This window comes from Nostoc sp., from assembly GCF_036916655.1.
Taxonomy (GTDB): domain Bacteria; phylum Cyanobacteriota; class Cyanobacteriia; order Cyanobacteriales; family Nostocaceae; genus Nostoc.
The window spans coordinates 88,598-101,601 of sequence record NZ_JBALFY010000117.1 but is presented as its reverse complement, the minus strand read 5'-3'; the positions used below and the strand labels follow the sequence as shown (position 1 = coordinate 101,601).

Sequence of the window (13,004 nt, the reverse complement as noted above, 5' to 3'; positions counted from 1 at the left end):
ATTGGGTACTGGGGAACTCGGCGTACCTAAAGGGGATAAGGATCAATGAGGATTAGGTATTTGGAAACTTTTTCCCAGTCCCCAGTCCCCAGTCCCTTCTTTAATAATGATTACCAACTTTACGGTGATGCACAGCAGTCAAAGCTTCTGGCTTAGAAACCCGTCCGGCGTAGACTGTGCTGTATACTGCCCAGTGGTCGCCACAATCCATTCTAGTGGTGACTTCGCACTCCATGTAGGCGAGAGCATCGTTGAGGATAGGCGCACCATTTTCGGCTGGCTGGGTTCTCACACCTTCAAAACGATCGGCACCAGGGGCGAACCGCTTCAAAAAGTGCTTCATGAGTGGTTGGAAATTGCCTTCTTCTAAGATGTTGAGAACAAAGCGATCGCCTACTTGCATGAGTGATTCAATTGCCCGATCTTTGGCGACTGCAATGGAAAATCCCAAGGGTTTGAAGCTGGCTTGAGCAACCCAGGAGGCTAACATGGCACTGGATACATCGCCTTTTTTGGCAGTGATGATATACAATCCGCCGCTGATTCTACCTAATGCTTTATCTAAGTCAGCACCAAGGGATTTCATGGCTTTGATAGTGCGATCGCGTGTTACCCATTGAGCTAAGTCTGTACCCGCTTCTTCACACAGCTTGTAAGTGTTTTCCGTAGGTGTTTCTTTAATCCGAATCGCTGGAAAAACTGTTGTCAAACCCAAATTGCGGAATTTACTCACCAAAGGATCTATCGGTTCATCATCGCCACCGCCAGTTTCAAATACGCCGATGGCTTGCTTTTCTTTAGCAGATCCTAAAACTGTGCTGAGTGCAGCTTGAATACTAGCAGCACCAGAAGCCGGAGGTAGACCAACGATTAGCCCAGCACAGCGGCTAACTAGTTCCCGCAGTTCTTGTAAATCGACTTCAGATCCCAAATCGACGATTTCCACGGCAACACCAGTTTTACCGATACCGTTGGCAATTGCTTGGGCGAGGCGATCGCTATATCCGTATTCGGAAACATAAAATATTCCAATTGTTGTTTCTGGTTTGGTTTGGGTTTGACTCCAAGAGCGGTAACGTCCAACTAGTTCTTCAACATTATGAGATAATAATGGCCCGTGTCCTGTGGCAATCATGTCAATGGTTTTCAGTTCCGCCATCCGCTTCAGGGCAGACAAAACCGATCGGGCATTTGGCCCCATCAAGCAATCGTAGTAGTAATGAAAGTCTTCTTCGATCGCTGCCAAGTCTTCATCAAAGGTGCTATCTGAGCAATAGTGCAACCCAAAGGCATCACAAGTATAGAGAACTTTGGTTTTGTGGTCAAAGCTAAAGATGGTATCAGGCCAGTGTAAATTTGGAGCAATCACGAATTCAAATTCATGACCATTACCCAAATCTAAGCGATCGCCATTTTTCACAATCCGCCGCTTAAATGGCTGATGTACCAAATCTTCAAGAAACTGAATTGCCACTTTAGAACCGACAACGGTTATTTCTGGAGCGATTTGCAGCAAATCTTTAACTAAACCGCTATGGTCTGGCTCGGTGTGGCTGATAATCAAATAATCAATCTCTGTTGGCTTGATTAGTCCGGTGAGCGTATCGAAATATAGTTGACGAAACTTTTCGTGGGAGGTATCAACTAAGGCAGTCTGCTCCCCACGAATGAGAAACGAGTTATAAGTAGTACCGTTTTGCAGACCAAACTCAATATCGAAGCGATCGCGATCCCAATCCAAAGAGCGAATAGCCGTCGTCTCTTGAGCAATCTCTACAGTCTGTATGGTGAGCCGTTTTTCAGTTTTTTCGGTGAGCGCTACCATAACTCCCCTCCTTAATACAATGAGTATTTCTTCCTCTTATTTTATTGTGACACGGCTTGAATGTTAATTTTTATTAAAAAACCTATAGCTTACTTAAAAAAGTTAAAAGTGTGAAACGCAGAGGGATTGGGGGGATGGGGGAAATTTGGCTAGCATTGGAAATTGGGAACTCTCGGCTACATTGGGCGTTGTTTATTGGCAAAAAGCTTTACTCAGCTTGGGATAGCGACCATCTAGCTGAGTCTGCCATACAACAGTTAGCTAAATGTCAAACCCTGAATCATTTACTACTGGCAATTTCTGCACCCCATCAGAAAATTAGGGTAGAAAATACTTCCTCATTTCCCCCTCCCCTCCTCCTCGCCTCCGTAGTTCCTAGCCAAACTGCGATTTGGCAAACTTACCCAAATACTCGCGTTATTACCTTAGAGCAAGTACCACTCAAAAAGGTCTATCCCACACTGGGAATTGACCGCGCTTTAGCTTTGTGGGGTGCGGGAAAAACTTGGGGTTTTCCCATGTTGGTGATTGATGCTGGTACAGCGCTGACTTTTACAGCTGCGGATGCTAACCAGTGTCTAGTTGGAGGTGCAATTCTGCCAGGATTAGGCTTACAATTTGCAAGTCTTGACCAACATACAGGACAATTACCATTTGTAGAAATGCGAAAAATCGCATCTCTACCACCACGTTTTGCGCTTAATACAACAGAAGCAATTCAAAGTGGGGTAATTTACACACTATTAGCTGGAATTAAAGATTTTATTGAGGCATGGTTGCAATTATTTCCTAATGGAAAAATTGCAATTAAAGGTGGCGATCGCACTTTATTATTAAAGTATTTACAAGCCTTATATCCTGAAATTGCAGAACATTTAATTGTAGAACCAAATTTAATATTTTTGGGAATGCGCGAAATAGTAATAGGTAATAGCGTAGATAGAATAAAATGAAGAGAGAAGAGACGTAGGTTGGGTGGAGCGGAGCGCAACCCAAGAGATATCAATCAGCTTAACTTTGCGCTCTTTGCGTCCAACTCTTACGAGACGCTGCACGTACTTGCTTCTTCGTAGGAGTATGCAGTTCGTTCTTTTATCCCTCAAATTTAATGGGATAGACTACTAGTTTAATTCGTTTAAATTATGGCTTTTTAAAATACTTTCAATAAACTCCCGAATCTCCATCGCCACAACCCCAGCAGAAGATTCTGGTAAATCATTTCCAGCGTGGGCAATCATTTTTAACTCTACTTTCGGCATCAGTTGAGCATAAACCCGACTTTTGGCTAAAGCATCTGGTGTATCTTGGCCACCTTGTAAAATAAAAACTGGGGCATCTATCATATAAAGCCGCTTTTGCACTAATTCCGCCTCAATTTCTACTTGTCGTCGTTTGAAAAGTAACTGACAAGCTATGGGGAAACGTGACAATTCCTGACGTAATTGCAAATCCTGGGCAATTTTGTCATGCCAACCCAGAACTTTAGTTAAGGGAATTAGCGATCGCAACAATTTAACTATTATTGTTGGATAATTCAATAATCGCCGCATCTTCCGGCAATGTTGTTCTTGTCCTGCTATCTCTACACCCTCTGGTGCTAACAATACTAAACCATCAACTTTCTCTGGATACTTTAAAGCATAGCTAGCAGCAATCCAACCGCCAAGAGAATGCCCCACTAAATATACTTTTTCTAGCTTGACAGCTTGCAAAAATTCAGCTAAACACTCAACTTGTAAATCTATCGAATGGTGGATATTCGGATTCTCTGATTCACCAAACCCTAATAAATCAGGTGCAAAACAATGAAAATCTTGTGCAAGAGACTCCATCACAGATAACCATTGGCTGCTCTCATTCCAAGCACCATGTAAAAAAATTATAGGAGTTTTTTCACCGACTTCACGCCAGAATATTAGCCCTTGAGAAAGCTTTCTCCGGGAGTTGCGAAATAGTGTATCCATTTTAATTTAGTAGTTAACTTTTAGCACCATAATAAATAGTCATTAATCATTAGTCATTAGTCATTGGTTATTAGTTGTGGACAAATTTAAAGAGAGAAGCGTGAGCCGTTCGCACAGCCTCTCGTAGAGAAGAGATGCTTCCTTAGATCGTAACTTTGGCAGCAAATGACAAAAGACTAATGACCAATTATTATTATGCCAATGTTGTCAAGCCCTTCAAGTAGTCTTGCAACTGCCGAGTATGGTCGTGAGACATCTGTCCTGAAGGTAGGAAACTGGGAGAGAAAGCTTGGATTTCCATAACTTCCAAAGTATCCTTAATTTCCATTGTCCCATGCACCTCAGCTTCAACCACAATACAAATTGAATGGATTCTGGGATCGCGGTCTGGTGCAGAGTAAACCCCTACCAAACGGTTAATTTTCACTAAGTCTAGCCCAGTTTCCTCCATCAATTCCCGGCGGACTGTATTGGGAATATCTTCTCCCCAATCTACTATTCCTCCAGGCAATGCCCAAAGACCATCGTCACGCCGCCGGATCAGTACTATTCGACCGTCAGGTAAAATTGGGATGATGCTAGTGCCAGTAATGGGATGACGAAATATTATACCCAGTACTGTTTGTCCAATACGCCATAAGCTACGTGTGGACTCTACAGCTGCCGGAAAAAAAGCAATAACGTTCAATCTTCAAATTTTCTATGTTGTATTCTATAGTTCTCTACCACTTACATAGACTCAACTAATAAAATCTTGGTTGAGTTTTGTTTTATACAAAAATGTTTGTGGGTTGAGATTTTATTCTCACGATTTACGTAGAATATTATTAATTCTAACATCAAGTTTCAAGAGAAGCACTATATTTATATATACATAATATTTTTTGAATTAGGAAAAATTTCAGTTTATCGTTAGCATTCTTGCTGCTGAAACTAGCTATTACTAATAGTTTTTCAGCACACATTAAAAAAATAATCTGAATTCTTTCCTGATAAAATTGATTTGTTTCAATAACAACAAGTAGTTAGCTAATTTACAATCTATTTAACAGATTAGAATCTAAGAAAAGGTATTTTTCGTCTACCTGGCAGGGATAATTTAGAATTTTTATTGACAGATCAAGGTTCTATGCGATAGACTAGTACACTGTTTAAAGCGTATTTATTGCTGCACTAGGCTACAAGTATATCAATAACATTGGTAACTAATATTGCCTACGTGATGCCTAGTTGCTACTTTTTTGTTGTTTATTAATGAGGTGAACATGGCCAAGCGCCGTAACCCGAAAAAAGAAAAGGCGCTACGTAACCAGGCGTATGCCAGAAAGTTTCGTAAACGAACTACGACAGGAAGAATGCAGAGAAGGTTCCAACAAAGACCACCAAAGAGTGAGGAAGAAGAAGGCGCAGCAGCAGCTGACACTGAATAAGCTGCCTGCCTAAATCCTTATTGTTTCGGTTATTTAATTTTTAGGGCGTACATTTATTTGTACGCCCTTATTTATTATTGAGCATTGGGCAATTCAATTTTGGATTTTGGATTAAATTTCAATCTAAAATCCGTCTTAAAAAGTTTGCTCAACGGGGGGAACCCCCGCACGCAACTTTTGTCTCCGACACGCTACGCGAACGCAAAATCTAAAATCTAAAATTCTTACTCCCCCTACTGATCAATTTGAGCGCGGGCAGCTATGAGTGCTTTGCCTACCTGTACAAAGCCAGTACCACCGTAACTGTTGCGGGCTGCCACAACCTGACGGGGGGATATCGCCTCATAAATATCTGCTGCAAATGCTGGATGTAGTTGTTGCCACTCTTCCAATGTCAAATCTTTGAGGAGTTTGCCTACGGCAATACTAGTTTTTACGACTTTACCCACGAGGTTATATGCTTCTCGGAAAGGAACGCCTCGTGCTGCCAGATAATCTGCTACATCGGTAGCATTAGAAAAATCTTCCGCCACAGCTGATGCTAACCGCTCAGTACGAAATTCCAAACCTTCTCTCAGCAAAATCGTCATTGCTTCTAGAGAGGCTTTGACTGTCTTAACGCTATCAAATAAACCTTCTTTATCTTCTTGTAGGTCTTTGTTATATGCCAGGGGTAGCCCCTTCATAATCACTAACATTGCCTGGAGATGACCAAATACACGCCCCGTTTTCCCCCGCACCAATTCTGGAACATCGGGGTTTTTCTTTTGGGGCATGATACTGGAACCCGTAGCACAGCTATCTTTGAGGGTGACAAAGCGAAATTCTTCCGATGACCAAAGAATGACTTCTTCTGCAAGGCGGCTGAGGTGAACCATAATCAAACTAGCAGCACACAAGAATTCGATCGCAAAATCGCGATCGCTCACTCCATCGAGGCTATTAGCATAAATATCGTCAAAATTCAAAAGTTTGGCTGTGTAGTGGCGATCGATGGGGAAAGTAGTTCCCGCTAAAGCACCGCACCCCAAAGGTGAGATATTCACACGGCGAGAAACGTCACCTAGACGTTCCCAGTCGCGTTGAGCCATTTGAAAGTATGCCAAGAGGTGATGAGCTAAACTCACCGGTTGGGCGCGTTGTAGATGAGTATAGCCAGGAATCAGAGTTTCAACGTGTTTTTCAGCTATATCTAGTAAAACACCTTGAAATTCTCGCAATTCGCTTTTGATTTGTTGGATTTGGTCGCGGAGGTAGAGTCTGGTATCAGTACCAACTTGGTCATTACGCGATCGCGCCGTATGCACTTTTTTACCCACATCGCCCACAATTTCTGTCAGTCGGTGTTCAACTGCAAAATGTACATCTTCAGCATCGACACCAGGCTGAAATTTTCCCTGGCGGTACTCTTGGCGAATTTGTTCTAAACCGGCAACCAGTTGCTCTCCTTCTTCTAAGGAGATAATGCCCGTGTGAGCGAGCATTTTAGCATGGGCTTGAGAACCAGTCAGATCGTATTCGATTAATTCAATATCAAAACCTATACTGGCATTAAAACGAGCGATCGCTGGATGCAATGCTGATTCAAACCGCTGGCTCCAAGTTTCTTTTGTGGTCATAAATATTATGAGGGGAGTGGGGAGTGGGGAGTGGGGAATGGAAAGTGATGATTTAGGAAGAGAGGAAGACAATTTTCCTGATTTCCTACTCCCCACTCCCCCCTAAATTTAACCGTAGCTAGTTAGATTGCGAACGATATAGCCAATGAATAAACCAATCAACAATGCCCACACTTGACCTGTTTGTATAAAGTGGCTCCAAGCTTTTTGTATCTGATCCAAAACATGTGGATCAGTAATTGTTTGTGCTATGGCTGTCCAATTTACAGGCAAGTGCCAGAGGAAATGAGATATCAGATCGCTGTAGTGGCTCATATTTGATGATAAAGAAGTTAGGTTTTGCAAATTTCAGCATCAGTGCATTTTTAAGTACTGATATTTACTGAAATATTCGATATAACTTCAATGTCTTAACTCAAGATGTAGCCGATGCCAACCGCAATTTCTCGGCAGTCCGCAAAATTTGCCCTGCCAAAACTGCTGCACCAAAACCATTATCAATATTTACTACACCTACTCCCGCAGCACAAGAGTTGAGCATTGTCAATAAAGGTGCTAAACCACCAAAACTTGCGCCATAACCGATGCTGGTGGGTACAGCAATTACAGGACAACTCGCTAAACCAGCGACAACGCTGGGTAAAGCGCCTTCCATCCCCGCCACGACAATCAACACTGATGCTGACTCAATCAGGTGGCGGTTACTTAGCAAACGGTGAATTCCCGCAACGCCAACATCCCAAAGCCGCTGGACGCGGAAACCTGAAAGTTCAGCGGTGACAGCGGCTTCTTCCGCAACCGGTAAATCAGCCGTACCAGCAGAAAGAATGCCAATTTCACCCGCAAATTGTGGTTCGATGGTAAGAGGAGCGATCGCACAAATTCGCGCCGATTGGTAATATCGCAAACCGCTAACTTTTGATTCTAATACGGCATAAACTGCTGGTTCAATGCGAGTTGCCATCACCACCGGATTACGGAGGCGCATTACCTCCATAATTTGAGCAATTTGGTCGGGAGTCTTACCAGGGCCCCAAATCACCTCAGGGAAACCAGTTCTTAGCTGACGATGGTGGTCAATTTTGGCAAACTCGCCCACAGATTCATAAGTCAAGTCTTTGAGTGAGTCTAATGCCGTATCTGGGGTAACTTTACCATTAGCAACCGCAACGAGTAGCGATCGCAAAGTTTTTTCATCAGTCATTTGTCTTCTGTCCTTTGTCCTTTGTCCTTTGTCATTTATTTTTATCTGCAAGTAATGACCAATGACTAATGACTAATTTGTTATTTTAATTTCATGAATGTTCCAGAATGCGCCACCAAGTGCAGAGTATTGGATGCCTTCAAAGCGATTACGCACTGCTGACATTGATAAAGCATTAACTAGATAAATAAACGGTAAATTTTCTTGGGTAATTTTTTGTGTTTCGGCATAAATTTCTTTCCGCTTTGCTGGATCTAATTCCCTGGCTCCTTGAATGTATAACTTAGCAATTTCTGCTTCCCAAGGAGCCACTTCCCAACCTTGCACTGGCTTTTGTCCAGCTTGGGGTTTCTGATTAAACATGTGTAATCCACCTTCGGGAGACCAGACATTAGCCCCATCATTTGGTTCTAAACCACCAGTCAGACCCAGCATAGAAACTTCCCAGTCTAATGAATTTGATAGCTTATCTGTGTAAGTATTCCACGCTAGAGGAGTGAAATCAACTTGAATACCAATTTTACTCAGGTCTTGTTTAATTTGCGAGCCAATTGCTTCGCGGATTTTGTTACCAGCATTGGTGAGTAACGAGAAGCGAACGCGGTTTCCTTGAGCATCAATTAGTTGGTTATTGTTATATTTGAATCCTGCTTTTAATAGCAGTTCCTTCGCCTTTTCTATATTGTAGTTATAAACTTTTAGACCTTCTTCTGGCGACAAATAATAAGGGCTTTGCACAGAAATTGGCGAATTTTGGGGTTTACCTAAGCCACGGAAAGTGTTGTTAATCATTGTTTGCCGGTCAATTGCATAGGCTACTGCCTGCCGAAACTCTACAGTATTGAACCAACGCGATTTAATTGGATCGACCAGTGGTTTTCCATCTCTTTTACCTTTATTTAAATTGAATAAAATAAACGTTGTACCTGTTGCTGGCCCACCATTGAAAATTTTGAAATTTCCCTGCTTTTCTTGCACCTTTAGCAAAGAGAAATAATCTGGCGAGACTCCCACAGTATCTAATCCACCAGAACGGAATTGTAGTAAAGAAGTATCTGTTGATTCTACAATTTGCCACACAATCCGTTCAATATAAGGTTGGGGTTCTCCTTTGGGACCTTTGCGCCAGTAGTAGGGGTTGCGCCTGAAGACTACACGCTGACTTGTGTCGTAGCGCTCTAGCTTGTAAGGGCCGTTAACGATAATTTGATCTGGAGGAGTATCAACACCCCACTTTGACAGAAATATGGGCTTACCCTCTTGGTCTTTTGTCTTGATAAATGGTTCTAGGGTGTGAGCAGGTAAAATTGGTAATCCTAGAGTTCCTAAAAATGGTGCAAATGGTTCTGGAGTTGTGAATTCAATTCGTTGAGCATCGATTTTTCGTACCTTTGGCAAAGCCCGACTTGCACCAATCCGTAGCACATCTCTAGCATCTGCGGGAATCGCTTCGTTTAGGTAAATTTGGTTGAAGGTAAATACTACATCATCTGCTGTTAAGGGTTCCCCATCAGACCATTTCAATTCCTTACGTAAGGTAAAAACAAATCGTAATTTGTCATCAGAAATTTCCCAAGATTCTGCTAAAGAAGGCTCAATTTTGCCAGTTACGGGGTTTTCAGAAGTTAACCCTTCAAAAATCAGAGGAAAAACATTCGGAGATTCCTGGCTCAAAGGGTAGTTAAAAGTTTTGGGATCGCTGAGAATAGCAGTTACCAATTGCGGCGTTTGAGCAGCTGCACTTTTAAAGTTAGTAGGGTTGCAGGCGGTAAGTGTAAGGGCTGTTGCTGAAGTCAAAATTATGGGCAACCAAAAATATTTAATTGCCAGAAATATTTTTCTAAAAGATTTCATAATTCCAAATTTATTTCCATCCTAATCAGTCTTCAATATCTTTATCAGAGGCTAAAACAAAAGTTACTCGGAAGCAACTAGTAAGACAACAGCATAAGCACATATACCTTCTTCACGTCCAACAGGGCCTAATTTTTCGTTAGTGGTAGCTTTGATGCCAATTTGATTTGGTTCTAATTCTAAAACCGCTGCTAGTTTGTCACGCATATTGTGAATATGCGGTTTCAATTTTGGACGTTCTGCTACTACTACCGAGTCAATATTCCCCACCTGCCAACCTCGATCGCGAATTAGTTGATTTACTTGAGTTAATAGTATTAAACTATCTGCTCCCGCCCATTGAGGGTCACTAGGCGGAAAATAATGACCAATATCCCCCAAGGATAAAGCCCCAAGCATGGCATCCATAATCGCATGGGTTAGTACGTCAGCGTCACTGTGCCCTAATAAGCCGAGTTCATGGGGAATTTTAATTCCACCTAAAATCAAAGCGCGATCGCTCACCAGTTGATGAATATCGTAGCCGTTACCAATACGAATTTTAGTCATTAGTCATTAGTCATTAGTCATTGGTCATTAGTCAAGAGTTAGAAATTATTATTCTCCCCCTGCTCCCCTGCTCCCCTGCTCCCCTGCTTCCCCTGCTCCCCCTGCTCCAATTTCTCCAGAAGATCGGGGCGGCGATCGCGGGTTCTTTGAATTTGTTGTTCGTAACGCCATCGGGCGATCGCTGCGTGATTGCCACTGAGTAAGACATCAGGCACTTTCAAGCCGCGAAAATTGGCAGGACGAGTATATTGAGGATAGTCTAATAACCCTTCCTCAAAACTTTCTGCTGTGAGAGACTCCGTTTTGGCTACAGTTCCGGGTATTAGTCGCACGACGCCATTAATCAAAGCCATTGCTGGAATTTCTCCACCAGTCAGAATAAAATCGCCTAAAGATACCTCACGAGTTACTAAATGTAGCACCCTCTCATCCACTCCTTCGTAATGTCCGCAAATTACTATTAACTGGTCATAATTTGTCACCAATTCTTTCAAAAGAGGTTGATTAATTGTTTGACCTTGTGGACTCATCAAAATTACTTCTCTTCGGGGTAGAATCGGCAGCGACTCCACAGCGCTAAAAAGAGGTTCTGGCTTCATTAGCATCCCAACACCGCCACCGTAGGGTTCATCATCTACTTTTCGGTGCTTGTCAGTGGTAAAGTCCCGTGGATTAACCAGATGCACTTCGGCAATCTGTTTGGCTAAGGCTTTACCCAGCAGCCCAGAATTGAGAACAGAGTTAAAACAGTCAGGAAAAAGCGTAACTATATCAAAGCGCACAGTTATTCGTATTCGAGGACACTAATCTTAAATTTGAATGTCTAGCAAACATCAGCAAGCCAAGGTCGGGTTAAACTCCAGTTAAACTTTATCAATAGTATCTAAAACTACCAGACCTCTTGGATTTTAGATGGGATCAAAAGTTTTTCTAATTACTTAATTTATGTTTAAATGTTGTCACAACTACATTTAAATTAATAATCATATCAAGTTAACAACTTCCAGGATGCATCAAGCCGGCCTCAGAAAAAAGCGTAGTCTTAAATGCTTGTCCCCAATACTAAAGGGGGAATCTAGCCTCCAAAGACTATTTTGCCCTGCTGCAAGTGGACAGGTGAAAAACAAGGCACTGGCTTTGAGGAATGGGAACAAACACGTTTAGACTGAGGCAACGCGAGCGTTAGGCGAAAATTTGGAGAGTGGCTAGCCCAGATCCAAACTTCCAAAAAGTGTCCTCTCTAAAGTTGCAAAGCGCAAAAATCATGGCTGCTTCCGAACCTTGTTAAATTCACCTGAAGTTGTTGACAGGAGAGACAAAATGCCGCAATTACAAGCTAAATGGCTAGAAATGAGGACACCCCAAGCAACTAAAACCGCCGTTCTGGTTATCGGAGGTGCAGAAGATAAAGTTCATGGGCGCGAAATCCTACGAACTTTTTTTGGACGCGCCGGTGCTAGTAAGGCTTATATTACAATTATTCCATCTGCCTCTCGCGAACCTGCCATCATCGGTGGTCGGTATATTCGCATTTTTGAAGAAATGGGTGCCCAGAAGGTAGAGATTTTAGACATCCGCGAACGAGAACAGTGTGAAACCTCCCAGATTAAAGCATCCTTAGAAGCCTGTAGTGGGGTATTTTTGACAGGAGGAGACCAGCTGCGTCTTTGTGGCGTATTGGCAGATACGCCAGCAATGGAAATTATTCGTCAGAGGGTGAGGGCAGGGCAACTGACGTTAGCAGGCACTAGTGCAGGAGCGGCGGTGATGGGGCATCACATGATTGCTGGCGGCGGTAGTGGAGAAACGCCAAATCGTTCCCTAGTGGATATGGCAACTGGTTTGGGATTTATTCCTGAAGTCATCGTTGACCAACACTTTCACAACCGTAATCGGATGGGGCGATTGATTAGCGCGATCTCAGCTCATCCCGATCGCTTAGGTATTGGCATTGACGAAGATACTTGTGCTGTGTTTGAACGTGATGGGTGGTTACAAGTTATGGGTAAAGGCAGTGTCACCATTGTTGATCCCACTGAGTTGACCCACACCAACGAACCTCATGTTGGCGCTAATGAACCGTTAACCGTACATAATTTACGTCTTCATATCCTCAGCTACGGCGATCGCTTCCACTTGTACCAGCGGACTGTATTGCCTGCTGTACATCGAATTTCCAGCTGACGGTATAGAGTATCTGAGGTTACACTGAGTTGACCGCAAATTTTAGATGTTGGATTTTGGATTTTAGATTAAAAGAACTTTTCGGTACATACTACCAAAAAGTAGACAAAACCAATCTAAAAGAACTTCAATGACTCGGTTTAGCTAACTATCGTCAATCTAAAATTCAGAGAGTTAAGTACCCTAGTAGTATCTTTACAATCTAAAATGTCAATCTAAAATCCAAAATTGGTTGGCCGCACGTTTATTATTTCTTACCGTAGAAAAATGATAAGAATACCATGTAAAAAGAAAAAACTGTTTTTCATGAACAGTTTAGCGGTCAATTCCAGTAAGAAACTAGAATTTTGGTTCCGAATCTCCATCTACCTATTC

The 13,004-nt window shown here is 42.5% G+C and carries 12 protein-coding genes; 3 read left to right on the top strand and 9 right to left on the bottom strand.

All coding sequences use genetic code 11. From position 1 onward, the window contains the following. Window positions 1–100 precede the first annotated feature (100 nt). Window positions 101–1,825: a diflavin flavoprotein gene (locus V7L31_RS30900; protein WP_334699762.1), complete on the bottom strand. Its 1,725-nt coding sequence runs from the start codon at window positions 1,823–1,825 to the stop codon at window positions 101–103. Between the two features lie 134 nt (window positions 1,826–1,959). Here V7L31_RS30900 and V7L31_RS30895 point away from each other — a divergent pair, with 134 nt between their 5' ends. Next, window positions 1,960–2,778, top strand: coding sequence for a pantothenate kinase (locus V7L31_RS30895; protein ID WP_334699761.1), 819 nt, complete (start codon window positions 1,960–1,962; stop codon window positions 2,776–2,778). A 168-nt stretch (window positions 2,779–2,946) separates the two neighbouring features. Here V7L31_RS30895 and V7L31_RS30890 read toward each other — a convergent pair whose 3' ends face one another. Continuing rightward, the gene (locus V7L31_RS30890) at window positions 2,947–3,789 is read right to left on the bottom strand and encodes an alpha/beta fold hydrolase (protein ID WP_334699760.1); all 843 of its coding nucleotides are present in this window, start codon (window positions 3,787–3,789) and stop codon (window positions 2,947–2,949) included. Between the two features lie 193 nt (window positions 3,790–3,982). After that, complete coding sequence (locus V7L31_RS30885; RefSeq protein ID WP_334699759.1) at window positions 3,983–4,477, bottom strand: NUDIX hydrolase; 495 nt, start codon at window positions 4,475–4,477, stop codon at window positions 3,983–3,985. A 577-nt stretch (window positions 4,478–5,054) separates the two neighbouring features. Here V7L31_RS30885 and V7L31_RS30880 point away from each other — a divergent pair. Further along, complete coding sequence (locus V7L31_RS30880) at window positions 5,055–5,219, top strand: hypothetical protein (RefSeq protein WP_167407613.1); 165 nt, start codon at window positions 5,055–5,057, stop codon at window positions 5,217–5,219. Between the two features lie 233 nt (window positions 5,220–5,452). On the opposite strand, the gene argH is transcribed toward V7L31_RS30880, so the two are convergent. The 6 genes from argH to trmD form a co-directional block, all read right to left on the bottom strand. Continuing rightward, the gene (gene argH, locus V7L31_RS30875) at window positions 5,453–6,838 is read right to left on the bottom strand and encodes an argininosuccinate lyase (protein ID WP_334699758.1); all 1,386 of its coding nucleotides are present in this window, start codon (window positions 6,836–6,838) and stop codon (window positions 5,453–5,455) included. Between the two features lie 108 nt (window positions 6,839–6,946). Further along, window positions 6,947–7,153, bottom strand: coding sequence for a hypothetical protein (locus V7L31_RS30870; protein WP_334699757.1), 207 nt, complete (start codon window positions 7,151–7,153; stop codon window positions 6,947–6,949). 100 nt (window positions 7,154–7,253) lie between these two features. Then, window positions 7,254–8,042: a nickel pincer cofactor biosynthesis protein LarB gene (larB, locus tag V7L31_RS30865; RefSeq protein WP_334699756.1), complete on the bottom strand. Its 789-nt coding sequence runs from the start codon at window positions 8,040–8,042 to the stop codon at window positions 7,254–7,256. 72 nt (window positions 8,043–8,114) lie between these two features. After that, on the bottom strand, window positions 8,115–9,896 hold the full coding sequence (locus tag V7L31_RS30860; protein ID WP_334699755.1) for an ABC transporter substrate-binding protein: 1,782 nt from the start codon (window positions 9,894–9,896) through the stop codon (window positions 8,115–8,117). A 63-nt stretch (window positions 9,897–9,959) separates the two neighbouring features. Continuing rightward, window positions 9,960–10,445, bottom strand: a complete 486-nt coding sequence (ispF, locus tag V7L31_RS30855) for a 2-C-methyl-D-erythritol 2,4-cyclodiphosphate synthase (protein WP_334699754.1) — start codon at window positions 10,443–10,445, stop codon at window positions 9,960–9,962. Window positions 10,446–10,483: 38 nt separating this feature from the next. Then, window positions 10,484–11,227, bottom strand: a complete 744-nt coding sequence (gene trmD, locus V7L31_RS30850; protein WP_334699753.1) for a tRNA (guanosine(37)-N1)-methyltransferase TrmD — start codon at window positions 11,225–11,227, stop codon at window positions 10,484–10,486. A 538-nt stretch (window positions 11,228–11,765) separates the two neighbouring features. Between trmD and V7L31_RS30845 the strand changes: the two genes are divergently transcribed. Then, a complete protein-coding gene (locus V7L31_RS30845) occupies window positions 11,766–12,629 on the top strand; it encodes a cyanophycinase (protein ID WP_334699752.1) in 864 nt (287 codons plus the stop codon). Window positions 12,630–13,004 lie beyond the last annotated feature (375 nt).